The following is a 25,147-nucleotide window of genomic DNA, read 5'->3' on the forward strand; positions in this document are numbered from 1 at the left end:
ATAGCATAGCGCGGTCGGAAAGAAGGTCGTGCCTTCTGCCGGATCCTTGGCCCAACGGCGTGAAACCTTTTAGAATTTCATCCGGAGCCGCTTCTCGGAAACCCATCCCTTTACACCGTCGTCCGAACGAACGGAATAGACCCATCCGCTCGGTTGAAGGTCTCCGTCGAGAATGCTGAGCGTGGCTCCGGGGCGAATCGCCGGACCGGCTTTGGCTCCGGCCGGATCGAGCGTCAACTGGACCATTTCTCCCGGCGCGGTCGGATTGCCCATGACGGTGACGCGCTGTCCTTCTCCGAAGAGCGGAGAGGCAGTGGCCCGTCCCGGCGAAACTGAGGCCGGTGCATCCATCGGCGGAACCTGATGGGAGGCAGCCTGCGGCATCGTGGAGGAAGGCGGCATGGATGCCGGGTCTGCCGGAGCCGCGGGGGCCATGTCGGTGGTCGCCGGAGCCGGCGGTGGCGGTATGGGAAGATCCTCTTGCTGCGGACGAGGAGCGGTCGCGACCGGAGGCACAGTCTGTTTGGGAGTGCTGTCGCCGAGCAGCGGAGCGAGCCATACCGTCAATTGCTCCGGCTCCATGGCGACGTAGCCGATGCCCCCGATCAAGAGGAGGAGCAGCACCCACAGGAGCGGCCGGCCCCCTCCGCTCTTCTTGGGCTGTTTTGTCGGAGTCGCCGGTTTGGTGGCGGCGGTTTGATCCAACTCTTCCTCCGTGAACTCCAAATCCGGTTCCGGCTGGCGGGCGAAGAAGAGTGAACAATCAAGAGAATTCCCGACGGCGGTCAGGTTCCCTGCAAGCGAGGCCATCCAAACACCTCCAGGCTGAACGATCGAATGCGGTCGAATTGCGTGGGGAAATACTTATCACCAACGTCAAACCCTGTCAATTTATGCGGCAATTTCACCGCGCTGGAACCGCGTCTCTCAGCAGGTCTGAGTGACCGCGCAGGAAAGAACCTGTTGCGCGCGGCTGCCGGTTCGAAAGACGGTAAGCCCCTTGCATCCCAAGCGATAGGCGAGAAGGAAGGCATCGGCGACTTGGGCTGTGGTGGCGGCGTTGGGAAGATTGACGGTCTTGGACACCCCGCTGTCGCTGTAGTGTTGGAAAATCGCTTGCATTCTTACGTGATGCGCGGGATCAACGTCATGGGCCGTGACGAACAGGCGACGAAGGTGCGGCGGGACTCCAAAGTGATGCCGGATCGAAGGCGACTCGTTCAGGTGCGGCAGCAAACGGCTCACGTCGAGGCCGGCCGCCCGTGCCATCCTGCGGAATGCCGGATGGAGCGTGACCAGTCGAGTTCCGTCCATGATGGTCCGGACGGTTTGGACGGCATAGAGCGGCTCAATGCCGGGAGTACATCCCGCAAGGATACTGATCGTGCCGGTGGGGGCGATCGTGGTGACGGTGGCATGACGTCGCGGATCGCGCCGCCGAGCGAAGCGGCTGCCCTCGTAGCCTGGAAACGGTCCGCGTTCCTCGGCGAGCCGTCGGGACGCGTCATGAGCATGTGATTGTACGAAAGCCATCAATCGCGACGCGGTGCGGAGCGCCTCTTCCGTATCATAGGGAATGTCCAATGCAATCAGCAGATCGGCGAAGCCCATGATCCCCAGCCCGATTTTCCTCGTCCGCAGCGTCGCCGCTTCGATCTCGGGCAACGGATAACGATTGCGGTCGAGGACATCGTCCAGGAAGCGGACGGCAAGCGGGATGGTCTCGGCCAAACGCGAGTAGTCGATCTCGGTCCGGCCGTGTTGCCGCAAGAGATACCGGGCTACGTTGATGGATCCCAGCGTGCAGGATTCGTAAGGCAGCAAGGGTTGTTCTCCGCAGGGATTCGTGGCTTCGATCGCGCCCAAGTGAGCGACCGGATTCGCCCGGTTGATGGTGTCCAAATACAGGACGCCGGGCTCGCCGGAAGTCCAAGCCGCCGCCACCAGGCGGTCGAACACCGTACGGGCCGGGATCCGTCCGACGGGTCGACCGGTTCGCGGATTCAACAAGGGGTAGCGCTCGTTGCGGCGACGGGCCTCCATGAACGCGTCCGTCAGACCCACCGATAGGTTGAAATTGGTCATTTCGTGCGGGTTCGTTTTTAGTGCGATGAAATCGAGGATATCGGGATGATCGACGCGAAGCACGCCCATGTTCGCGCCGCGCCTCATCCCTCCTTGCTTGATGACGTCGGTGGTGAGGTTGAAGATACGCATGAAGGACAGGGGACCAGACGCGACGCCGCTGGTGGAGGCGACAAAATCGTCCTGCGGGCGAAGTCGACTGAAAGAGAAACCGGTCCCTCCGCCCGATTGATGGATGAGCGCCTGGTTCCTCACGCTCTCGAGAATCTCGGACAGCGAGTCTTCCACCGGCAGGACGAAGCAGGCGGACAGTTGTTGGAGAGGGCGGCCGGCGTTCATCAACGTCGGTGAATTAGGGAGGAAGTCGAGACTCGCCATCATCTCGTAGAAGCGCATGGCGGCCCGGGGAAGGCGCGTCTTGTCGGGATAGCGTCGTTCCGCGCGGGCCACGTCAGCGGCGATGCGCTTGAACATTTGACGGGGGGTTTCGATGACCCGCCCGTTTCCGTTCCGTGCGAGGTATCGCTGACGCAACACCATGCGGGCCCCGCGCGAGAGCGAGCGCTCATGACTCGGAAGGACTGACGAAGAGGTGTTCTTCATGCCGACTATTATATCGCCCGAGCCGCGGGTTCGCCGACAACCTTCCGGCTTGCATCCATCCCGGCCGTTTGAGGACAATGTCCGACCATACGGGGAGAATACCGCATGAAGTCCTATCGCGAAGAGCTGTGGTTCGAAACCAAGACGCGCCGGGAATACATCAATATTACCCGACACGTGGAAGCCGTCGTGCGGAAGAGCGGCGTTGCTGAAGGATTGGTGCTGGTGAACGCGATGCACATTACCGCCAGCGTGTACATCAATGACGATGAGGCGGGACTCCTGCAGGACTATGATCGGTTTCTTGAAGCCGTGGCTCCCCAGGATGCGGCCTATCGCCACAACGAAACCGGCGAAGACAACGGGGATGCTCATATCAAACGTCAATTGATGGGACGCGAAGTCGTGGTGGCAATCACCGGCGGCCGGCTCGATTTCGGTCCATGGGAACAGATCTTCTACGGAGAGTTCGACGGGCGGCGGCGCAAGCGCGTCCTGGTCAAGGTCATCGGCGAGTAGCGGCGCGTGGTTGACAGCGCTCGGGGGCGCGTTGCCGAACCGCTCCGACGCTTGCTCCCTGCGCAAAAGTTTGGCAACATGGTTCACTGTGAGTGAGCCACAACATCCCGAGGAAGCTGCCATGCTCGGTTGGTCCCGTCCCGATCCGTTGACCAGAGATCTCATCCACCTGATCAATGCCCGCCGTCACGATCACGGCGATACCGATGCCGCGATCGATACCTTGCAGGCATTTCTCGAGCAGGGGCGCGAACATGACCTGTTGACGGTACTGGCGGCGCTCGACGAAGACATGGCGGAATGGCTCTTCGACCTGGTCGCAGAGGCATCGTGCGCCATTCTGATGGACGGTCCGGCGGATGAAAAGCTGTCCTATGCCGTCATGGCTGCGTTGGAGCTGCCGCTTCAGGCGAATCTCACTCATCCGTTGAAGCTGAAAATCGATCCCGTGGCGACGGCCGAGCTGCTGCACCGCCACCTTCGGCTCCCGTCCGCAAGCGTCGTGCGCGTCGAAGCCAGGCTCCTCACGGATTCCACGCTGGAGCCGTTGAGCCTGCAGTCGCTCAACGAACATTTGAGCACCGTGGCCGATTCCCAACGCGTCCATTCCATCGCCGCCCGGCTGTACCCGCCGGTCGAGAACACGGCGTTCCTCCTCTTCGAACTGATCGGCGTTCCCGACGCAGGGCTGCCCGATTCACTCGAAGATCCTCATCGGCGGGCCCTGCTGGAGGGCCTGGTGGAGCAGTGTCCTGAGCTTGCGCATGCACCGGATTCGATCGAAGCTCCCGTCTACGCCGCCTATGCGATGTTCGACGCACAGAACGCCGTCCGGCTCCACCGGTTGGCGGATGAGACGGCGGCTGTCTGGCGGGACCTCGATCCTTTGGTTCGGGCGAGAACGATCGTCCATCTCCATACCCAGTGCGGCAACGGGGTCTATATGCCGGTCTGGACGGATTTGTTCGATCCTGAACTGCCGGAGGAGCACGGGCCGGTCTGGACTTCACCCGACGTGTGGGTCTTTACGGCCGATTTGCCGATCGAATGGCCCGGCGAAATGCTCACCAATCGTCTGCTCGCGGAAGGGTGCACCCGATTCGAGAACCATATCGTCGAAGCCCCGGAAAACTAGCCGATCCGCCTCACGACTCCGTACGTCCATTCCACCACACATGCTTCGATGAATCGACGCCCGCCTATCGTGTGACGGCTGTCTCGCCGGGCGCGAACGCATGCGGAATCATGACATTTCATCGATTTTTGAGAATCTCTATCTTATGCTGACCCGTAGCACGGCTTGGAGAGAATCGTGGCGCAACTGGATGCTTGGAGCAGGATCGCGGCCGGGGCGGTCACCGTGGTTGGACTGACGGCGGTGTGGCTTGCCGTCGTCACGAGTCTTCCGACGCAGGAGGAGCTGGCCGGCAACGCGTTGCGACCGGTTCGGGTTGCCACCGCGGCTTCGCCGGTTCGGGCCGAGCCGAGTCTGGATCTGTCCATTCCCGGTGTGGTTTCATCCGTCCCGTCCGCGGCGCAACCGGCCGCACCGGCGCCCTCCGAACCGTCCGGCGAATTTCGACGCGGTGCTCCGATGGTTGATGCCCGCGCCGCGCAGATCACACGGTTGAAGTGCGAGGCGGAGATCGAGCAGATATGTCCCGAGGGAATGGACGGGGGCGGTTTCCGCTGCGTGGAGCGGCGCATGAAAGATCTGCCGCCGTCTTGCCAGGGAATGGTTCGGGAGCGCTTCGTGAAATGGAAGGAAGATCGGAACCGTACCCTGGTTGCCTGTCGGGACGACGTGAGACGGCTGTGCGCGACGATGAGGCCAGGAGACGGCCGTGTGATGCAGTGTCTACAGGATCATGCGCAAGACGTATCCGACGGCTGCTACCAAACGCTGCCCAAAGGCGTGTTGCTGTTCCGCCAGCAGTAATCGTGCTCGCATCTATTTGCGGGAGCCGAGCCAGTAGAACGTCAGGCTGACGCCTGCAACCTGGATGTGGTCGCCGTTCCTGAGCTGTTGCTGTCCCGTCACGTCCCGTCCGTTGACCAGCAGCGTCTTTCCTCCCTGGGCCAAGCTCACGAAATAGGCTCCTCCCCGTTGGATGATCTGAGCGGCGAATTTCGGTGCAAACCAGCCGGTCAGGCGGATCGCCGCGCCTTGCTGGGAGCCGATGGAACTCACGGGCTTGTTCAGGAGATATTCCGGCCGTTCCGTACTGCCGTCGGTCACGACGACTTTGGCCGACAGGGATGCGGCCGGAATGCCCGACTCTCCGCCGCTGATCGCCATGGTCTCGTCAACGAAGGAGGACGGCGACGGGGGTGCTGCGGCCGGCGCGGCCGGTTCCTGAAAAATGATCCGATGCTGGCCGATCGTGATCACATCGGAGTCACGCAGCTGGTGCCGATCCACACGCATGCCGTTGACGGAGGACCCATTCGTGCTGTTGAGATCCTCGAGAAAGTAGACGGCCTGAACTTTCACAATGCGGGCATGGTGTCCCGATACGGTGTGATCGTCGATCGACAGGTCGTTCCCGGTTTTCCGGCCGATAGTGTAGACGTCGTGCATGATCTCGATCGTGCGGGAGCCTTGTCCGTGCAATTTCACGAGCAGTTTGGCCGGTGCGTCCGTCGTGTGAGCCATGGAAATTCTCCTCGTGCCGGATTAGGAAGCCATGGGGAACCATCGTTGTGTCAAGCGGCGCCAGAACGGACTCGATGCCTCGTCGAAGAGACTCAACAGCAGCACGGTGGTGTTGTCGTCGCCCCCTGCGTCGTTGGCCATGGCGAGAAGCCGGTCGGCGGAGTCTTCCACGTCCGATGCCGCTTCGACGGCACGAAGGATATCGGGAGTCCGGACGCCACGGGTGAGACCGTCCGAGCAGAGGAGGAACCGGTCTCCGTGCCGAACCGGAATCTCGCCGAGTTCGACGTCGACGACCCGCTCGACGCCGAGCGCTCGCGTGACGATGTTACGTTTGGAGGACCGCTCGGCCTCGCCTTCGGTCATCAAACCCCGCCTGACCTGTTCGGCGACCCAGGAGTGGTCCGCCGTCAAGGCGTCGATCTTGCCGTTACGGATCAGGTAGAGGCGGCTGTCACCGACGTGGGCGATGGAGAGGAGGTCGTTGGACAGATGGACCGCTACGATAGTCGTGCCCATGCCGGCATAGGACGGATTGGTCCAGGAAGCCTCGTGGATCGATTCGTTGGCGGCGCGGATCGCTCCAGCCAGTCGATGGGTATTGGGGGAAAGATTGGCGTCCGAACCCATCGACACGCGGTCGTCCTGTCGACCGGTCCGGAGATGAGCATGAATGGTCTCAACGGCTAGGGCGCTGGCGACTTCCCCCGCATTGCCACCCCCCATGCCGTCACAGACGGCGTAGACTCCGATCGCCGGGTCGGCCAGAAAACGGTCTTCGTTGTGCGTCCGCTTCAACCCCACGTCCGATCTGACACTATGGAGAGTTCTCATGGGCATGGGCTTCCCCATCAAGCCGCGAGGCTCTGGAGGCAGGCCCGGAGGTCGCGTGCAAACTCTCCGGCGCGGCGATATCGCTGAGGGAGTTCCTTCTGCAGCGCCCTGTCGAGTACTTCCTGGAACATCGGGGGAAGGTCCTTTCGCAGTGCATTCAAGGGCGGGTGCGGCTGGTGGGCAATGGCAAAGAGCAGCGCCGACAGGTTGTCCGCGATGAAGGGAGGCCGGCCGGTCAGCAGTTCGAACAAGACCACTCCCAGCGAAAAAATATCGGACCGGCCGTCCACTTTCTTTCCCGCGATCTGTTCGGGCGACATATAGGTCGGCGTGCCCAGTACGAGGTCGGTCTGGGTCTTGCTGCTCGAGGCCATCTTGGCGATGCCGAAGTCCATCACCTTCACGATCCGGTCCTTGGTCAGCATGACGTTGGCCGGCTTGACGTCCCGATGGACTACTCCCTGTTGGTGCGCATGGTCCAAGGCCTCCGCCACGGTGGTCAAGGCATGCACGACGTCCGCGACGGACATCAAGTTCGGCGGCCGCGACCATTGTTTGAGCGAGCTGCCTTCCAAGACTTCCATTGCGATGTATCCGAGTTCATCCTGTTCGCCTGCGTCGTAGATCGTGACGATATTGGGATGGGACAGCCGGCCGGCCGATTCCGCTTCGCGGAAAAATCGCGCCTTGACCTCCTGCAATTTTGTGCCGTCGTCGATCTGGTCCAAGCGCATGGTCTTGATCGCCACGAATCGTTGGATCGTCGGATCCTTGCCGAGATAGACGATGCCCATGGCGCCTCGTCCCAGCTCCTTTAGGACTTTGTACCGACCGAGCATGGAGGGAGGCGTTCCCGTCAGTAGCATAGTAGCCGAACCGTCCTGCGGCTCCTCCTCTTGAACGCCGTCCAGGTTCGTCTCGCCCGATTCGTCGTCGGCCGAGGCGTGCTGACCGGGGCGTTTGACGTGCCGCGCGGGACAGAAGGCCTCCCGCAGTGAGCCGAGATGACTCAGCCATGCCACGGTGAGCCATAGTCCGGAGGCGATGATCCCGGAGGTATAAGCCCAGAGATAGCGGACGGATCCGAAGCGTTCGACGAGAGGTAACCCGACTCCGCGAAATGCCTTGTCTCCATAGACGATGGCGGTCAACACCGCAAGCGGAATGACGATATGTCGGAGAAAACTCGAGCCCCGGCCGTTGTCGGGGATTTCCCGATAGGCGTTCAAGGCCAGAGACAGGAGGAGCGCCAGCGCGACGACGTCGGCGCCAAGGCGAACGGCCGCGTTTCCACTCAAGGAGAGAGCGGGGATGGAAAAGGCATGAACCGAGGCCAAACGGCCGAGAATCGGTCCGGCAAGGAGCGCCGCCAGAATTCCGAACATATGCGGAACGATCCAGTTCCAGGCCTTGGACATCGGATACGGTCTCGTGGTGGTGAATCGGATTCAGTGTAGCGAAACGGGTCGGGGAGTCAACGAATTGCGGCTTCTTTCATCGCCGCCAGGAGGTCCGGTTTGACCTTCAAATCGCCGCGTCCCGTTCCGACTTCGATATCGGGTTTGGTGACGCCGTGAAAATCGCTTCCCCCGGTGACAAGAAGGTTGAACTGGCGGCTGAGATTCAGGTAGGCGGTCGTCTGCGCTTTCGTATGGGTGCTGTAGTGGACCTCGATGCCGGCAAGGCCCTGGTCCTTCAGGGTCGCAACGCAGGAGGCCAGCTCGGAGCCGGCTGTTCTAACCCAGGTGGGATGAGCCAGGACCGCCAAGCCCTTGGCTTCGCGGATCCAGCTGATCGCCTCTGCCGGGTGCGGGAGTTCCCGGGCCACGTACGCCGGCCGGCCTTCCGCCAGATACCGGTCGAACGCTTCTTTCGCCGAAGTCACGTACCCTTTGCTCATGAGGAGTTGAGCGATGTGCGGTCTGCCGACGGCATCGGTGCCGGCGAGGGCTTGGACTTCTTCGTACGTCACGTCCAGTCCTGCGGCCCGTAAGCGCTCCACGATGAGGGGATTGCGGCGATGGCGGCTCGCGCGCAACGATGCCAGCCGGTCGTTGAAAAGCGGGTTCTGCCAATCGATGTAGTAGCCCAGAATGTGCAGTTCGCTCTTGCCGTCGAACGAGCTGATCTCGACTCCCGGGACGACCTCGATGCCGAGCTGCTCGCCGGTGGTCATCGCCTCGGGGAGCCCTGAGGTTATATCGTGATCCGTGATGGCCAAGGCGGTTACGGAGGCGGCCTTCGCCCGCGTGAGGACTTCGGAAGGGCGGTAGCTTCCGTCCGAGTGGGTGGTATGCAGGTGCAGATCGATGCGACTCATGCCGGCTCCCTGTCCGGCTCGGGGAGGGCCGCTTTGCGCGCCAGCAGTTGCGCGGTGAAAACCGTGTCCACTCCGGAATTCGTCGCATGCTCCCCCTCGTCGTACGAGAGGACCTGCAGAGCGGAGGTCAGCCGGAGCAGTTCGTTGTGTGCGAGGCAAAATTCCCAGCGGCGCGGATGGCGATGGCGCCGGTAGTTGTCGATGGTGAAGGTTTCATAGAGCAGGACGCCGTTGGGCTTGAGGGCATCGACGAGCCAGGAAAAGAGAGGCCGATGCAGATAAAAGCAGACGACGATCGCATCGTAGCGGTTTGCAGGAAATTCCGGCCGATCGTCGGTCGCACGTTCCAGATCGACGGTCTGCACGGTGAGATTCGGCAGATTCCGTTGCTTGGCGGTCGATGCCAGATCGAACACGGCCTCGGCGTCCCGATCGATCGCCTCGACGTCGAATCCCAGGTTCGCCAGGTAGAGGGCATGGCGGCCCTTTCCGCACGCCACATCCAAGACGCGGCCCTTCGGCACACGATGGATGTTCTGCAGCAGAAAACGGGAAGGAGTCAGGGGCTGCGAGCCAATCAGGTAGGCCGGTCGTATCCGATCAATTCTCAGGCCGACCGATGCGGTGGTTTGCGCGACCGGGGGCGCCAGCTTTCTCAGCCAGAGCCTGACCCGTTCGATCGGAAATTCTTCAAACAGCACGGCCAAAATGCGTTCCGCCAGCCGCTCCAGCAGCGCGCAATCCTCCGTGTGGCCGAGTGCCTCTACTCGCTCCAGCACCTTGGCATAGTCGACCGTATCGGCCAGCTTCTCCGAAGCGGCGGCCGAGCTCATATCGCAATCCAGCTCCAGGTCCAGGGCCAGCGGTTGGGGCCTGTGACGCTCCTCGCGTGTGACGCCGCAGCGTCCTTGGAATTCCAACCGTTCGATGACGATCTTGCCGACCATGCATGTCATTGTCCTGGATTAGATTTCGGAGTGTCAACCGGTGCATCTCTTGACTCCCTTTTTGACAGGCTCTTATAATGACCGACTGGCGCGATCGTAACCGGCTGATTCCACGAGGAAAATGGCTGAGTTAACACATTTCAACGAAGCAGGCCGCGCGCGAATGGTCGATGTGAGCGCCAAGGCTCAGACCGAACGTCTTGCCACGGCTCAAGCCAAAGTCTTTCTCCGACCGGAAACTCTTGAAAAAATTCAACAAGGCAAGATCGCCAAGGGCGATGTTCTCGCAGTCGCCCAAATAGCCGGGGTGATGGGGGCCAAGAAGACCCCGGACCTCATTCCGATGTGCCATCCGATTTTCCTCTCCAGTGTGGACATATCCTTTGCGGAAGACGCGCGGCCCAATCGGGACGGTCGATGTTCGATCACCGTGACCGCGACGGCCAAGACCACCGGCCAGACCGGGGTGGAAATGGAAGCGATGACGGCGGTATCGGTGGCGGCGTTGACGATCTATGACATGTGCAAGGCGATCGATCGGGACATGAGCTTCAGTGACATGTGCCTCCTCACGAAATCGGGCGGCAAGTCCGGATCGTACAAGCGCGACGGGACGGACTCGGTCGGCACAGAGGACACATGATTACGGTCAAACTGTTCGGCATGACGAAATCGCTGGCGGGCAATCAGTCTTCCCTGTCGCTGGAATTGCCGGCCGGGCGGAGCGTGAAGGACTTGGTCGAGCTGGTCAATAAGGGCTATCCGATGATCGGGGAATTGATCCAGAAGAAAAAGGTGCTCGTGTCCGTGAATCAGGAGATCGCCCACGAACACACCGCGATCGGCGACGGAGACGAGATTGCCCTGCTGCCGCCGTTTGCCGGAGGGGCGACGGAATCGCGCGTGGATGAGGCTCAATTCGTCCGCGTTCAGCGCGAGGATTTCTCTATCGACGCGGAGATCAACCGTGTCCGGAGCCGCTCGACGCGCATCGGAGGCATTGCCCTGTTCCTCGGCACGGCCCGCGATCGCTCCAAGGGACGGGACGTCGACGGCATCACGTTCGAACATTACGAAGGCATGGCGCAAAAGAAGCTGCGGGAGATCCGCGAACGTGCCATGGCCGACTTCGACATTCTTGAGCTGCTGATTGTGCACCGCTACGGCCCGATCACGATCGGCGAGAACATCGTGCTGATCATTGCGGGAGCGGAACACCGGGCCGACGCATTTCGCGCCTGCAAGTGGGCGATCGATGAACTCAAGCAGATCACGCCGATCTGGAAACTGGAACATACGCCGAGCGGCGAAGTGTGGGTGGAGGAACACCCGTGACGGGGTGTGCGCCCATTCCGCACGGACGCCGCCGCGGCCGGCGTGATGTCTCGGTGGTTCAGGTTTCAGTCATGTTCGTTTCCTTTCAGTCATGTAACGATAGAGGGTAACGCGACTGCGATGGAATCGGAAACGATGCAGCCAGATCCCCATCCGGCAATTGTCGACACATTCGGCCGGCCGTTGCGCAACCTGCGGTTGTCGGTGACCGATCGCTGCAATCTCCGTTGCGCCTACTGTATGCCGGAAGAGGAGTACGTGTGGCTGCCGCGGGAGAATCTCCTTTCGTTCGAAGAAATGGCCGTGCTGACGGCGTTGTTCACGGACGTGGGCGTGAACAAGGTCCGGTTGACCGGAGGGGAGCCGCTGCTCCGGCGGGATCTGCCGCGGTTGATCCGGCTGTTGCTTCAGAATCGCCGGATCGGCGAGATCGCATTGACGACGAACGGCATTCTCTTGGCGGATCAGATCCAGTCGTTGTACGAAGCGGGATTGCACCGCATCACCATCAGTCTGGATACCTTGCGGCCGGAGAGATTCCGTCAATTGACCCGTCGCGACGAACATGCCCGGGTGCTGGAAGGCATCGAGTCCGTCGGGCCGGCCGGCTTCGCGGGGCTGAAGCTCGACACTGTCGTCATTCGTGGTTTCAATGACGATGAGTTGGTCCCCCTCATCGAATTCGGACGTCATTACCGGGCGGAGGTACGATTCATCGAGTACATGGACGTGGGCGGCGCGAACGAGTGGTCGCCTGCCAAGGTCTTGTCCCGCGACGCCATCCTGGCGGCGCTCGGGAAACACTACGGCGTTGTTGAACCGATCGCAGAGCGGGGTTCCGCTCCGGCCCAGCGGTTCCGCCTTCCTGATGGCACGACGTTCGGCGTCATTCCTTCGACGACCACCCCGTTTTGTTCGTCCTGCGACCGCAGCAGAGTGACCGCGGACGGGATGTGGTATCGCTGTCTCTATGCCACCGCGGGGACCGATTTGCGCAAGCCGCTCCGAGACGGTCTTTCGGGGGAGGACATGCGCGCGCTCATCCGCGCCGGATGGGAGTTGAGAAAGGACCGTGGCGCGGAAGAACGAAAGGCCCTCGAACGGGTTGGTCTGCGCGAGGGCGGTTTGATCGGGATCGAGCAACTGCGCGCGGATCCTCATTTGGAGATGCATGCCCGCGGAGGCTGAGCACGGTCGGCCGTGCAAACGGTCGCTCCCTCCGTCCGCTTCTCGGTCCACGACACGGCGGATTTGCATCAGGCTCCCGCCCGTCCTCGGCTGTCCGGGACGAACGGGGTCCGGGATCCGGCCCGTCCACGTCCCGCACCTGCCCCTCGCTGATTCCTGTGCGTCATGATGGATCCGTCGTATCTCACGATTCTCGGTTTCGGCTTCGTCCTCGGATTGCGGCATGCCCTCGATGCCGACCACATTGCCGCGGTTTCGACCGTGCTTGCGACCAGACCCTCGTGGCGGGCATCCGGTCTCATCGGATTCAGTTGGGGGCTTGGACATACGCTGGTGCTGCTCTTGGTGGGCACGGTCGCGCTGGCGCTCCAGATCAGTATTCCGGAGTCGGTCGCGAACGCGGCCGAGTTCGCAGTCGGGCTCATGTTGATCGCCCTGGGCGGCGTTCTGGCCCTTCGCGTCTTCCGCGAACGCTGGCATTCACACAGCCATGATCATGAAGGGCGACGGCACGACCATGTGCACAGCCATGCCGCGACCTCCGGCCACGGACACGCGCATTGGTGGAGTGACTCCGTCAAGCCGTTGTGCATCGGCATGGCGCACGGGCTGGCCGGCTCCGCGGCCATTCTGATCGTCGTCGTGACCGCGTCCCGCACGTTTCTGGAAGGGCTCGCCTACATCGCGCTGTTCGGCCTGGGTTCGATCATCGGCATGATGCTGATCGGATTGGTGCTGAGTCTTCCGGTGATCTGGTCTTTGTCCTTCGGGCGGCATGCGCTCCTCGTGGTGCAAGGAGTCGCGGGCCTCGGCAGCATCGGCTTGGGCCTGTCCATGCTCGTCCGTATCGCTACGGGGGAGCATCTGTTCTAGCCGGACCGTCGCGACCCGAGACGCTGTTCCCGTGCGTCATGCGACGAGGACCGATTCCATTGCGGATCGTCGCGCCTCGTCGAGGGGGGAAACTGCGTGCGTCATCGGGCCGGCTATGGTATTCTCCGCTCCCATCGGCCGGTGCAGTAGCCGGCAGGGCGCCGGGAGGATCCGATTCCGTCGGGTGCCGCAGGAGACAGACGCGCATGGCGTGGTTTAAGAAGCAAAAATCTTCCGATTCGGACAGCCCAAAGCGATCGAAGATCGCCGAAGGAATGTGGCTCAAGTGCAACCATTGCCGGGAAATTGTCTATCGCAAAGAGGTTGACCGCAACAACAAGGTGTGTCCGAAGTGCGATTATCATTTTCCCATTTCCGTCACGGAGCGCATCACGCTGCTCGTCGATTTTGGGACCTTCAAGGAGTGGGACGCTGATCTGGCCCCGCAGGATCCGCTGAGCTTCGAGGACACCAAATCATATAAGGACCGCATTAAAGCCCAGCAGGAAAAAACCGGTCGAAAAGACGCAATGGTCATCGGTGAAGGCACGATGAACGGCCGTCGCGTCGCATTGTGCGTGTTTGATTTCGGCTTTATGGGCGGCAGCATGGGTTCGGTGGTGGGCGAAAAGATCTGCCGCGCCATCGACCGCGCCTTGGAGGCAAGACTTCCGGTCATTCTCGTCACGACCTCGGGGGGGGCCCGCATGCAGGAAGGCATCCTGTCGCTCATGCAAATGGCCAAGACCTCCGCGGCGGTCGCCAAATTGGGGGAAGCCAAGCTGCCGTTCATTTGCCTGTTGGCCGATCCGACCTTTGGCGGAGTCACCGCCAGCGTGGCAATGTTGGGCGACGTCATTCTGGCCGAACCCAAGGCATTGATCGGATTCGCGGGGCCGCGGGTCATCGAGCAGACCATCAAGCAGCAATTACCCGATCAGTTTCAGCGCGCGGAATTTCTGTTGGAGCACGGCATGATCGACATGATCGTCGAGCGCAAGCACCTGAAAGAAACATTGAGCACCCTCGTCGCGCATTTCTAGGCGAGTTCCTTCTCCTCGGCGCGCATCATGACCTATTCCGCTGCGGTCGCCTACCTTCTCGGACTCCAGAAGCACGGCATCAAATTGGGGTTGGAGACGATGACCGCCCTCGCGCGGCGCCTGGGGGAGCCCCAGCGACGGTATCGGTCGCTTCATATCGGAGGAACCAACGGCAAAGGATCGACGGCGGCCATGGTCGCCGGCATTCTCCAGTCCGCCGGCTATCGCGTGGGGCTGTACACCTCTCCGCATCTGGTGGAATTCCGCGAGCGCATTCGCGTGGACGGCGCGATGATTTCGGAGGATGCGGTGGCTCGATGCACCGCGGCGGCGCAGGTGGCGGCGGGCACGGATCTGCAGCCGACGTTTTTTGAAAGTACCACGGCGATGGCCTTTCAGTATTTCGCTGAGGCGCAAGTGGACGTGGCCGTTCTCGAAGTGGGGCTCGGCGGCCGGTTCGATGCGACCAACATCGTGCAGCCTGAGGCCTGCGCCATTACGACCGTGGCCCTGGATCATCAGGAATACCTCGGCTCGACGGTGTCCGCGATCGCCTTCGAAAAAGCGGGGATCGTCAAAGAAGCGATTCCGCTCGTCGTCGGCCGGATGACCGACGAAGCCATGCGGACCATCGAGGGTATCGCGCGGGAGCGAAACTCCCCTCTCTCGGCCTTGGATCGGGAATTCCGCATCGAGGGCGTCGTCGGACGGTTTACCTACGTGAGCCGACGGACTCGATATGCCGACTTGCGTTGCGCGCTTCCCGGCGCACACCAGGTAGACAACGCCGCCTGTGCGATTGCCGTGATCGAAGCCGCCGGCGGGCTTCAGGTGGGCGAACGCGCGGTTCGCGACGGGGTGGGCGGCGTGCAGTGGGAAGGCAGGCTCGAAACCCTCGAAGCCCGTCCGGACGTTCTGCTCGACGGCGCCCACAACCCGGCCGGAGCGGAGGCCCTGGCGGCGTACCTGCGATCCGCGAAGCAGGCTCGTCCGGGGTCGCGCGTCATCGTGGTGGTGGGAATGATGCGCGACAAGGATCACAAGGGCTTCATGAAATCGTTGAACAGCGTGGCGGATCACATAGTACTGACCCGCGCATCGATCGCCAGATCCGCGACGGCCGAGGAGCTTCGGGATGAATTGGCCGGAATGATCACCGCACCCTTCTCGGTGACGGCCGGTCCGGCCGAGGCCCTGGCTTTGGCGAGGCGGTTGGCGGCTTCGGAGGATGTGATCTGCGTCACGGGGTCCCTCATGCTGATCGGAGAGGTGAAAGCATCATGGCGTGGCTGTGGGCTGTCGCCTCTTCGGGGTTGAAATGGGGGAGACTCTCGCTGGGGCCGGCAAGCGCCTGGTATACGCCGTCCTGGTACTCTTGGTGCTGTCCGGCACCGCCCTGGCTGCCGACGGACCGGCCGGGACGACACTGGCGTCTTCGGGCTCCAACCCGCTTGATCTCACCGCCGACCGCATCGACTATCTAAAAGACGAAGAAATTTACGAAGCCGAAGGATCGGTGCTGGTTCGTCAGGGCGGACTGCGTCTCACGGCGGATCATATGACGATACAGGCCCTTCCGGGGGTGCTGATTGCAACCGGCCATGTCCGGCTGCTCGATCCGAGAGGCGACCTCTCCGCGGACAGGCTCGAGCTGAACATCAATACCGAAGCGGGCATCGTCACCCACGGTCAACTGTATCTGAAGTCCTCCAATACCCAACTCGAGGGACGCTTGATGCAGCGGTTCTCGGAAGATCACTACCGGGTGAAGGAGGGCCGGTTCACGAATTGCGATGCGGAACCGGACGAGACGCCGGCCTGGCGGTTCCAGTTCAAGGATCTCGATCTCAATGCCGGAGACGCGCTGGCGTTCAAAGGCGGGTGGCTGTGCGTCCTCGACGCCCGCGTCCTTCCGATGCCGACGATGACCTATCCGCTGTCGCCGAGGAAGACCGGATTTCTCATTCCCACGATCGGCTACGACAATCGATTCGGCTGGCATGCGCAAGAAAGCCTGTTTTGGGCGATCAATCCCAGTCAGGATCTCACGGTGTCGCCCTTCTATTACACGAAGCTCGGCTACGGGAGCGATTTCGAGTATCGGTATGTTCTGGACCGTCTGTCACGTGGACAGTGGTTCGTCAGTGCGCTCCAGCAGACGCAATTGCCCAACGTCTCGGGCGCGGCCGAATCGGGAACGCAGGCCCGGGAAGGCCGCGCCTTGATCACCGGGACGCATACCCAACAGTTCACGCCGAATACCTTGCTTCGCGTCCAGGCGAATCTCGTGACCGACCCACAGTATCTCCAACAGTTGAGCAACTCCGGCGCCCAGCGGGCGTTGCCGAGCAATGAGAGCAATTTGCTGGGAACGCACCGGCTGCCGTACGGAAACATGTACCTTTGGAGTCAATATCTCCAGCCGTTGCAAGCCGGCGGCAGCGACACATTCCAACGGCTGCCTGAGATCGGCTACAGCCTCCCTGATACGACCCTGTTCGGTTCTCCCTTCCTGCTCAATACGGATACGAATTTTGTGTATTTCTATCGCGAACAGGGTTTCACGGAGAACCGCATCGACTTCATGCCCGGGATCTCCACCGAGATCATCGATGTGGGCCATGTATTGGGCCTCCGGCCGCAGGCCAAGGTCCGGGAGGTCTACTATTCGCGCGGGATCGATAGTGCCAGCAGTCTGAACCGCCAGACGTTCTGGGCGGCGCTTGACGCCAGCTCCAAACTCAGCCGACGGTTCATATCGGGCGACGGTCAGGCGGTATTGCACACTCTTGAGCCCAGCGTGATGTACGAGTATGTCCCGCAGACCAATCAATCCCAGATTGCGCAGATCGACCAGGTCGACGACCTTCCGATGAAGAATCTGTTGACGTATATGCTCCGGAGCCGCGTGCTGGAGCAGGGTGGGACGACCAGTTTCAACTGGCTCGATCTGACGCTCGCGCAGAGTTATCACGTCGGGGGCGTACAGACCAACGCGATGAATTTCACGCCGGGCGTCGTGCCGCCGGTCGGTACGATCACGCAGCCGCTGCAGCCTGCCACCGTCGCGATCAACGGGAAGAAGTTCTCGGATTTCTGGATGCATGCCGTCATCGGAAACAACCTGCCGCAGTACACGGTGGGACAACTCGCCATGTCCGGGTTTGACAAGGGCGGTATGGGACCCCAACAGAAGCCGGTGATCAACCAATACCTGACGGTCGACGCGTTCTTGGATCCGTACCGCGGCACCTTCAGTCAATTCAACACGGACTTTCGCGTCCAGGAGTCCAATAACTGGTACCTCGAGGTCGGACAGCGGTACGCGCAGAATGGAAACATCGTGCGCCGTGGGGACGTCTGGAACCCGATTTCATTCAATCAAGTCTTTGTTCCGACCCAGGAAATCCAGTTTGTCACCGCCGGGGGCGCATTCCGGACGCCATGGGGCTGGACCCTGGGTGCCAAAGGCTACTACGATATCCTCAACGGAAAGAGTCCTGAGTACGACATCGTCGGTCTGTATCAGAATCCCTGCAAGTGCTGGTCGTTGGGCTTGTACTACCTGCAATTTCCGGATCGCGCCCAGTATAATTTCATGTTCAGCCTCACCGGAATCGGATGGACGGAAAACTTCGGCACCACGGTCGTCCGCAGCATCCTGAGTCCGTTGCTCTACGGTGAAAAAGGCTTGCCGTGGGCGGCACCGGGCGGGCATTACGGCCGTCCGCAGTCCGTGATACCGTCCACCGATGCGGGGTTGCGTTGACGGTCGGCCGTCGACGAAGGGACGCCATGAAACAGGGGCTTCTTTCAAGAGTGGAATGCAAACGACCGGTCGCTGGCTTATGCCTCGCGCTGCTGTTGTGTTGGAGCGGAGCGAACGGTGCGTGGGGTGGGCAGGACGGTCCTCTCCCTCATCTTCATCGGGCGAAGATTTATTTAGCTGCAGGGGACTTTCGTCGCGCGATCGAGGCGTGCCGGCACGAGGTCGACGCCCGTCCTTCCGTAGAAGCCTACTTGTATCTCACATACGTCTACCAGGCACTCGACGCCTATGTGGAATCTCTTGCAAAGGCGGATCAGTGGGTGCCCTTGGAACACCTATATTTGAGTCTGGTGACGGGAAAGCCGGAAGACCTTGTGGATGCTCCCGACGTACTCTCGCGCATTGCCAAGGAGTTGATGCAGTCCGGCGCAAGACAGCAGGCCGACATCGCCGCGGAGTTGGCGACGAGACTCGATTCGGCCGCCGTCGCTCGCATCTGGCCCCAGCAGACGGCCTGGCGGAAGTCCAAGCCGGACGGTTGGTGGTTCGGCATTCCGCCCGAGTGGTCCTGGTGACCGGCCGGCGCCTGAATTGACTCGCCGAAGATCGCTGGTATACGATGTGCAGATCAAAAAAAATAGTGCTTGCAACCATGCGAAGGAGGGTGTGACGTGGCAGGTGACGCGCTCAAAGTCGAAGATGCAACGTGGGAAGCCGATGTCATCAAGGCTTCGGAACTGGTCATGGTCGATTTCTGGGCCGTGTGGTGCGGGCCATGCCAAATGGTTGCACCCATCGTCGATGAACTCGCCAAGGAATATTCCGGAAAAATCAAAGTTCGCAAGCTGAATACCGATGAGAATCCGGAAGTTGCGGGGCGTTACCAGGTCATGAGCATTCCGACGATCCTGTTTTTCAAGAACGGACAGGTCGTAGAGAAGCTGGTCGGTGCAAGGCCCAAGCGTCAATTCAAGGAAATGATCGACTCGCTGCTGGCGCAGCACGCCGGCTCCGCATAACGCAAAACCTGGCCCGCTGCACTCGGGTTTGTTTGCGCCTGGCATTCCTGCCGTCCTGTGCTGATTGGTCTGTCGTCCGTGTTGTCCGCGTTTCAGTGTCATCCGGTCTCTCGGACGTCTGAAGACGTCGAGGGTTCAGGGAGATCAGTCGCTCGCCACCATGCTCGCCGAGTTGCGGATCAAGAACTTTGCGCTCATTGACGAGCTGCACCTGTCATTCCAACCGGGCTTTACCGTGCTTACCGGCGAAACCGGAGCCGGCAAGTCCCTGCTGATCGACGCCATCAGTCTTCTCGTCGGCGGCCGCGGTTCTTCCGAGCAGATTCGTTCTGGAGCGGAAGAGGCGCAGCTGGAAGCCTCATTTCACCTCTTGCATGAACATCCTGTCTTGCGACGCCTCCGGACGTCCGGTGTGATTGCAGACGGAGATTCCGACCTGGTCCTGAAGCGGGTACTCTCCCGAACGGGGCGGCACCGCATCTATCTCAACGGCAGCCTCTGTCCGCTGCGCACGCTGGAGGATCTCGGCGGAACGTTGGTCGATATTCACGGTCAACATGAACAACAATCGCTATTGTCCCCTGCCTCGCAAATCGAGGCCGTCGACGCATTCGGCTCGCTTGAACGATTACGGGACGAGTATGAAAGTGCCTACCGGCAATGGAAATCTCGGCTTGCCGAATTGGAGTCGATCACGCGTGCGGCGGCCGACCGAGGGCAGCGCGAGGACTTTCTCCGTTTTCAGCTTCAAGAGATCGAACAGGCGGGCTTGAATCCCGACGAGGACGCGGGGCTTCATGCGGAACGCCAACGGCTGCTCCATGCCCATCGGCTGCGCGAACTGGCGGAGGAGGCGCATGGCGAGCTGCAGGGGGATGAGCAGGGTGTTCTGTCGCGGCTGGGCCGGCTAGGCCGCCTTCTCGCCGATCTGACGAAGACGGATCCGAGCATGGCAGACAGTGTGGATCCAGTGACGGGCGCCGCGATTCAGCTCAAGGAATTGGCCGGACGCCTTCGACTGTATGCGGATCGGATGGATGCGGATCCGGCTCGGCAGAACGAAGTGGAAGGCCGCCTGGATCTGATTCAACGCCTCAAGAAAAAATACGGCGGAACGATCGAAGCCATTCTTGCGGCGGGAGACCGAGCCAAGACGGAAGTGCGCGCGATCGAAGAATCGGATTCACGATCGGCGGAGGGGGCCGCCGCCGTCCGCGAAGCCTTTCAACGCGTCCAAGAATTTGCTCAGCGGCTCTCCAAGAAGCGCAAAGATGCGGCCAAACGTCTGTCGGAATCGGTCGGGGCGGAATTGGCGGCCTTGAAGATGGAGCAAGCGCTGTTCGAGGTGTTGGTCTCCAAGGAAGGGGAACCGGAAGAGTTTGGGCCCACCGGCGCGGATCGGGTGGAATTCATGTTGGCCGGCAATGCCGGAGAGCCACCGAAGCCGCTGGCGCGCGTGGCGTCGGGCGGGGAGTTGTCCAGAATCATGCTGGCATTGAAAACGGTGCTGGCCGAACGGGATCAGGTTCCCGTCTTGGTGTTCGATGAAATCGATACGGGTGTAGGCGGGGCGGCGGCCGCGACGATGGGTATGAGATTGCGAAAACTGGGATCGTACCATCAGGTCTTCTGCATCACCCATCTCGCCCAAGTCGCTTCCCAGGCGGAGCATCATTTTCTGGTCTCTAAGGGCACGGACAATCGGCGGACGTCGACATGGGCGGCCCCGCTTGATGGAAAAGGGCGTGAAGACGAGATCGCCAGGATGCTCGGGGGAACGACGCTGACGAAAAAGATCCGTGAAACGGCGGCCGAACTGCTTGCAGGGGCGGGTCGCGGAGTCCGGGATATCCGCCGTCAGGCGTGAGGAGGTCTCGAGGGATTGGTGGCGATGGCCATCGCTGGGAGCGAGGCTTTGCACTCCTGCACCACTCTGACGAACAGCGTGGTCAAGGTCGGGTCGAAGTAGTCCCCGGTGTGTCCGGTGATGAAGTCGCAGGCTTCGTCGAGAGAGAGAGAATTGCGGTCGGGCAGTTCGGCGGTCAAGTGGTCGAAGGCCTGTGCGAGGCATACGATGCGGGCCAGAAGCGGAATCCCTTCGCCCTGCAATCCATGGGGATAGCCGGTTCCATCCCACCGTTCATGATGGTATCCGATAATCTGCCCCACTTCGGCCGGTAAGCCCAGCGGCTCGATCATCCGCACGCCGAGTTCGGTATGGCGTTTGTGGTCCTGCGTTCCCCCGAGGCTGCGAATCGCATCGTCGGCGAAATGACAGGGGCCGGCGACGATCCTTCCGATGTCGTGAAGAAAGGCTCCGAGCGCCAGGGATTTTTGCTCTCCTTCGGTCAGATCCATGCGATTGGCCAGGAGCGTGGCATAGAAGCTCACCCGGCTGCAATGGTTGAGCAACTCCCGTTCTTTGGCTTCAAGGAGGTCGGAAAGCAATGGAAGCAGGAATCTGAACTCCGCCGCTTCGGTCGCGGTCATCACGTCAGGTTGAGCGCTGATCGCGGCATAGCCGGACCGGATTTCGTTCCACGTCGCTGCACAGGATGCTTCCGATTCCCACATGGCTTCGGGGTAGTGGACGAAGCGCCGGAGATAGTCCAGCCGTTGCTTCTTGTGAAGTGTCTGGTTCACCAAGGTGACCAGCTCGGTCACATTGAACGGCTTGAGGAGATAGCCGGCGGCCCCGTGACGGATCCCGTCCATCGCGGCTTTGAGGCTGCCGTAGCCGGTAATGATGATGACTTCGACGTCGGCATGGTCGTGTTTGATCTCTTGGAGCAGGTCGAGACCTTGGCGATCAGGCAGTTTCTGGTCGAGGGTAATGAGGTCGATCTGTTGCGAGTTGAGGACATCGATCGCGGCCCGAGCCGATCCGGCCGCTTGGATGTTGAAGAACGGCCGGAGGATGACTTTCAGCGCATCCCGCGGCCCCGCTTCGTCGTCCACGACAAGAACCGTCGGCTTGGCTTGGGATCTTTTCTCTGAAAGAGCAACGTGCATCGGTTGTCTCATTTCCAAGGGTTTTGCATGATCATAAAGCAATTCCTATTCCTTTTCAGTTATTTACGGAGAATACTTGAAGGGCTTCGAGCACATGGGGTCAGGAAAAACCAAAACGCTATATGTGGGTTCATATTCCGAACAGTGCGCAATCGGACAGAGAGCAATTCTGCACGAATGCTGCAAAAACCACTCACTTTTTAAGGGGAATGTGTGCTATTCCTGCACTGGAGGGTCTGTTTCACTGCCGCCGTTTTCACTGTCCGGCCTGCCGATTCCCAGCGTGTCCATTCGATATTTCAGCATGCGGCGGCTGATGCCCAGTTGGTTCGCCGCGTGAGTTTGGATGTAGTTGTTCTTTTTCAAGGCATCCAGAATAATCTCACGCTCGAACTCTGCGACGGCCTTTTCAAGGGAGAGACGGCCTGCCAGGGTATCGTCGCGTAACGACGAGGAACGGCTGTCATTACGGACGATCGTGGGGAGATGTTCCAGCGTGACGCTATCCGATCCCTTCGACCATATAAAGGCCTGTTCGATGATGTTTTCCATCTCCCGTACGTTGCCGGGCCACGGATAGCGCGTCAAGAGGTCGACGGCGTCCTTGGAGAATTCCTGGTGCGGCCGGTTCTCTTCTTCGATTCGCTTTGAGAGAAAATGTCTGGCGAGCAGGGGAATGTCTTCGCCTCGATCCCGCAGCGGAGGAAGATAGAGGGCGATAACGTTGATCCGGTAGTACAGATCTTCCCGGAACAGTCCCTTCCGGACGAGCTCCTCGAGGTTTTTGTTGGTCGCCGCGACGATCCTGACGTCGACCTTGATTGCCTGGACCCCGCCGATCCTGGTGAATTCCCGCTCTTGCAGGACGCGAAGCAACTTGGCTTGCGTCATGGCGCTCAGGTCCCCGATCTCATCCAGGAACAGAGTGCCGCTGTTCGCGAGATCGAACTGGCCCACGCGCCTGGCCGTGGCGTCTGTGAAAGACCCCTTCTCATGCCCGAACAATTCGCTTTCGATAAGGGTTTCGGGGAGTGCGGCGCAGTTCAGCGCGACAAACGGACGGTCTCGTCTTCCGCTGTTGAAGTGGAGTGCCTTGGCGACCAGCTCTTTGCCTGTCCCGCTCTCGCCGGTGATGAGCACCGTCGTCCGGCTGTCGGCGACCTGCTCGATTTTGGTGTAGATTTCCTGCATCGGGCGGCTTTTCCCGATGAGATTATGAAATGCGTAGCGCTGCGTGACCTGCGCCCGGAGGCTCTTGACTTCGCGTTCGAGTTCCTTCGAATTGAGCGCCCGGTCCACGACGATGCGGAGCTCCTCCGCGTCGAAGGGCTTCGAAAGATAGTCCGCCGCACCCAGTTTCATGGCGTCCACGGCCGTCTTCACCGATTTTGTGCCGGTCAGCATGATGATGGGGGCGGGGCAGTCTTCGGACCGCAGCGACTGGAGCACCGACAGGCCGTCCGTGCCGGGTAAAATCACGTCCAGGAGAATCAGATGGGGAGCTTCCTTATGATAGAGATCGAGCCCCTCCTGCGCATCCGCGGCCTGGATGACCTCGTAGGTCGGTTCGAGGATGACCTTCAGGGAGGCGCGGACACGGGATTCGTCGTCGATCAAAAGGACTCGCTTTTTCACGCTGGCAATTACTCCGTTTCTCGCTGGTTATAACGACAAGGCAGGCAGGTTCACAAGAAACGTCGTCCCTTTTCCCGGCACGCTCCGGACTTCGATCTCCCCCCGATGTTCCTGGACGATCTGGTGGACGATCGTCAATCCGAGCCCGGTGCCTTCGTGTTCGCCGCTTTCGTGTTTGGTCGTGAAAAACGGATCGAAGATATGCTCCAGATTGCCCTCCGGAATGCCTTCTCCGGTATCCTCTGTCTCCACTTGCACCCAAACTCTTCCGCCCGGTCTGTTCAAAAGTTTCGTGCGGACCCGCAGGAAGCCGCCCGCTTTCCCCATGGCGTCCAGCGCGTTCAGGAACAGATTCAGAAAGACTTGCTTGACCTGCTGACGGTCCAGCATGACACGAGGCAGGTTTGTCGCCAACTCTTTTTCAATCCTGATCCCCTTGGTGTCGGCCTTGACGTCGATGAAATAGAGGCAAGACGACACGATGTCGTTGATGTCTTCTTCCGTCAGTTTCGGCTCCATGTATCGCGCGTAATCGAGAATCTCGTCGATGAGCCGTTCGATCCGGTAGACGTCGTCGAGCACGATGCGGCTGAAGTCCCGAATGAAATCCGGGTCATCTTTGCGTTCGGGAGCCAGTTGGATGAACGTCTTGATGGACGTCAGCGGATTGCGAATCTCGTGGGCAAACCCCCCGGCGATCGTTTCCAGTGATTTGAGACGGTCCGTTCGTTTCATCAGCAGGTGCGAGCGGTGCAAGTCTTCATAGAGCATCAGGCGATCGACCGCATTGGTCGCCGTTTGCGCCAGCACGGCCAACAGGGCATGGACGGAGGCCGCATGCTGACCGCGAGGCTGAGCTGCGTCCAGCAGGGAGAATGCGATCAGTTGGCCGCGGCTGATATGCGGCAGGGCCAATGCCATGCCAAGAGCCGCCAGTGCCGGTTCGTCGGACACGTCGAGGGCGAACGATCCGCCGAAGGATGCCGTGTGATGCGAGGCGATCTCCGATTGCGGCGAAGACAGTCGATGCGGAACCGGATGGTCCAAGGCTATGGATTCGGGAAGCTTGGTTTTAGCCGGCGATCCCGTCGTCGCCGCGCGGCGGTAATACTCATGCTCCCGATCGAGAAGGTAGAGCGCTCCGTGCGTTGCGCCCCCGACGCGGGAGAGTTCTTGCAGGGCGCGCTCGCTCAAGGGGCCCAGATCGGTCATGGCCCCCAAGTCGATGGAAAACCGCGTCAGCTGGTCGAAAAATTCAGTTGTCGGGGAGCTGTCGGATGCAGGATTCGCAGGTCGTGTCGACATGTCA

At 60.8% G+C, this 25,147-nt stretch carries 23 protein-coding genes; 13 read left to right on the forward strand and 10 right to left on the reverse strand.

The window, feature by feature from the left end:
• Positions 1-69: 69 nt before the first annotated feature.
• Together NSJP_RS12055 and NSJP_RS12060 are read right to left on the reverse strand one after the other, a co-directional pair.
• On the reverse strand, positions 70-810 hold the full coding sequence (locus NSJP_RS12055; RefSeq protein WP_080887133.1) for an SH3 domain-containing protein: 741 nt from the start codon (positions 808-810) through the stop codon (positions 70-72).
• A gap of 117 nt (positions 811-927) precedes the next feature.
• Entirely contained in the window at positions 928-2,688 is a 1,761-nt protein-coding gene (locus NSJP_RS12060) for an adenosylcobalamin-dependent ribonucleoside-diphosphate reductase (RefSeq protein ID WP_080887134.1), read from the reverse strand.
• A 105-nt stretch (positions 2,689-2,793) separates the two neighbouring features.
• On the opposite strand from NSJP_RS12060, the gene NSJP_RS12065 reads away from it, so the two are divergent.
• The 3 genes from NSJP_RS12065 to NSJP_RS12075 all read left to right on the forward strand — a co-directional run bounded on the left by NSJP_RS12065 (position 2,794) and on the right by NSJP_RS12075 (position 5,146).
• Entirely contained in the window at positions 2,794-3,207 is a 414-nt protein-coding gene (locus NSJP_RS12065; protein ID WP_080887135.1) for a secondary thiamine-phosphate synthase enzyme YjbQ, read from the forward strand.
• Positions 3,208-3,328: 121 nt separating this feature from the next.
• Positions 3,329-4,342: a hypothetical protein gene (locus NSJP_RS12070; protein ID WP_080887136.1), complete on the forward strand. Its 1,014-nt coding sequence runs from the start codon at positions 3,329-3,331 to the stop codon at positions 4,340-4,342.
• A 177-nt stretch (positions 4,343-4,519) separates the two neighbouring features.
• On the forward strand, positions 4,520-5,146 hold the full coding sequence (locus tag NSJP_RS12075; protein WP_080887137.1) for a cysteine rich repeat-containing protein: 627 nt from the start codon (positions 4,520-4,522) through the stop codon (positions 5,144-5,146).
• A gap of 12 nt (positions 5,147-5,158) precedes the next feature.
• On the opposite strand, the gene NSJP_RS12080 is transcribed toward NSJP_RS12075, so the two are convergent.
• From NSJP_RS12080 to folB, 5 genes are read right to left on the reverse strand one after another with little or no spacing between them, the layout of a single operon-like run.
• Positions 5,159-5,863 (reverse strand): FHA domain-containing protein, encoded by a 705-nt coding sequence (locus NSJP_RS12080; protein ID WP_080887138.1) that lies wholly within the window; start codon positions 5,861-5,863, stop codon positions 5,159-5,161.
• Positions 5,864-5,884: 21 nt separating this feature from the next.
• Positions 5,885-6,697 (reverse strand): Stp1/IreP family PP2C-type Ser/Thr phosphatase, encoded by an 813-nt coding sequence (locus NSJP_RS12085; protein WP_172834308.1) that lies wholly within the window; start codon positions 6,695-6,697, stop codon positions 5,885-5,887.
• 17 nt (positions 6,698-6,714) lie between these two features.
• On the reverse strand, positions 6,715-8,115 hold the full coding sequence (locus tag NSJP_RS12090) for a serine/threonine-protein kinase (protein ID WP_080887140.1): 1,401 nt from the start codon (positions 8,113-8,115) through the stop codon (positions 6,715-6,717).
• Positions 8,116-8,171: 56 nt separating this feature from the next.
• A complete protein-coding gene (locus NSJP_RS12095; protein ID WP_080887141.1) occupies positions 8,172-9,017 on the reverse strand; it encodes a PHP domain-containing protein in 846 nt (281 codons plus the stop codon).
• Complete coding sequence (gene folB, locus NSJP_RS12100) at positions 9,014-9,964, reverse strand: dihydroneopterin aldolase (RefSeq protein WP_172834309.1); 951 nt, start codon at positions 9,962-9,964, stop codon at positions 9,014-9,016. Before folB ends, NSJP_RS12095 begins: the two co-directional genes overlap by 4 nt.
• Positions 9,965-10,085: 121 nt before the next feature.
• On the opposite strand from folB, the gene moaC reads away from it, so the two are divergent.
• The 10 genes from moaC to recN all read left to right on the forward strand — a co-directional run bounded on the left by moaC (position 10,086) and on the right by recN (position 21,058).
• Positions 10,086-10,607, forward strand: a complete 522-nt coding sequence (gene moaC, locus NSJP_RS12105) for a cyclic pyranopterin monophosphate synthase MoaC (RefSeq protein WP_080887143.1) — start codon at positions 10,086-10,088, stop codon at positions 10,605-10,607.
• Positions 10,604-11,299 carry a molybdenum cofactor biosynthesis protein gene (locus NSJP_RS12110; protein WP_080887144.1) on the forward strand — a complete coding sequence of 232 codons (696 nt, stop codon included), beginning with the start codon at positions 10,604-10,606 and terminating at the stop codon, positions 11,297-11,299. The genes moaC and NSJP_RS12110 overlap by 4 nt, the downstream gene beginning before the upstream one ends.
• A 120-nt stretch (positions 11,300-11,419) precedes the next feature.
• Positions 11,420-12,487: a GTP 3',8-cyclase MoaA gene (moaA, locus tag NSJP_RS12115; RefSeq protein WP_080887145.1), complete on the forward strand. Its 1,068-nt coding sequence runs from the start codon at positions 11,420-11,422 to the stop codon at positions 12,485-12,487.
• Positions 12,488-12,652: 165 nt separating this feature from the next.
• Positions 12,653-13,360: a HoxN/HupN/NixA family nickel/cobalt transporter gene (locus tag NSJP_RS12120; protein WP_080887146.1), complete on the forward strand. Its 708-nt coding sequence runs from the start codon at positions 12,653-12,655 to the stop codon at positions 13,358-13,360.
• 206 nt (positions 13,361-13,566) lie between these two features.
• Complete coding sequence (gene accD, locus NSJP_RS12125; RefSeq protein ID WP_080887147.1) at positions 13,567-14,403, forward strand: acetyl-CoA carboxylase, carboxyltransferase subunit beta; 837 nt, start codon at positions 13,567-13,569, stop codon at positions 14,401-14,403.
• A gap of 27 nt (positions 14,404-14,430) precedes the next feature.
• Positions 14,431-15,720: a bifunctional folylpolyglutamate synthase/dihydrofolate synthase gene (locus NSJP_RS12130; protein ID WP_080887148.1), complete on the forward strand. Its 1,290-nt coding sequence runs from the start codon at positions 14,431-14,433 to the stop codon at positions 15,718-15,720.
• A 1-nt stretch (position 15,721) separates the two neighbouring features.
• Positions 15,722-18,172 (forward strand): LPS-assembly protein LptD, encoded by a 2,451-nt coding sequence (locus tag NSJP_RS12135; protein ID WP_080887149.1) that lies wholly within the window; start codon positions 15,722-15,724, stop codon positions 18,170-18,172.
• 26 nt (positions 18,173-18,198) lie between these two features.
• Positions 18,199-18,747: a hypothetical protein gene (locus NSJP_RS12140; RefSeq protein ID WP_080887150.1), complete on the forward strand. Its 549-nt coding sequence runs from the start codon at positions 18,199-18,201 to the stop codon at positions 18,745-18,747.
• Between the two features lie 96 nt (positions 18,748-18,843).
• On the forward strand, positions 18,844-19,191 hold the full coding sequence (trxA, locus tag NSJP_RS12145; protein ID WP_080887151.1) for a thioredoxin: 348 nt from the start codon (positions 18,844-18,846) through the stop codon (positions 19,189-19,191).
• Between the two features lie 160 nt (positions 19,192-19,351).
• Positions 19,352-21,058, forward strand: a complete 1,707-nt coding sequence (gene recN / locus NSJP_RS12150) for a DNA repair protein RecN (RefSeq protein WP_080887152.1) — start codon at positions 19,352-19,354, stop codon at positions 21,056-21,058.
• Here recN and NSJP_RS12155 read toward each other — a convergent pair.
• The 3 genes from NSJP_RS12155 to NSJP_RS12165 form a co-directional block, all read right to left on the reverse strand.
• Positions 21,049-22,203, reverse strand: a complete 1,155-nt coding sequence (locus NSJP_RS12155) for an HD domain-containing phosphohydrolase (protein ID WP_172834310.1) — start codon at positions 22,201-22,203, stop codon at positions 21,049-21,051. The two genes, recN and NSJP_RS12155, sit on opposite strands and share 10 nt — an antisense overlap.
• Positions 22,204-22,419: 216 nt before the next feature.
• On the reverse strand, positions 22,420-23,838 hold the full coding sequence (locus NSJP_RS12160; RefSeq protein ID WP_080887154.1) for a sigma-54-dependent transcriptional regulator: 1,419 nt from the start codon (positions 23,836-23,838) through the stop codon (positions 22,420-22,422).
• Positions 23,839-23,865: 27 nt separating this feature from the next.
• On the reverse strand, positions 23,866-25,143 hold the full coding sequence (locus NSJP_RS12165; RefSeq protein ID WP_080887155.1) for a two-component system sensor histidine kinase NtrB: 1,278 nt from the start codon (positions 25,141-25,143) through the stop codon (positions 23,866-23,868).
• Between the last annotated feature and the right edge of the window lie 4 nt (positions 25,144-25,147).

This window comes from Nitrospira japonica, assembly GCF_900169565.1.
GTDB classification, from domain to species: domain Bacteria; phylum Nitrospirota; class Nitrospiria; order Nitrospirales; family Nitrospiraceae; genus Nitrospira_C; species Nitrospira_C japonica_A.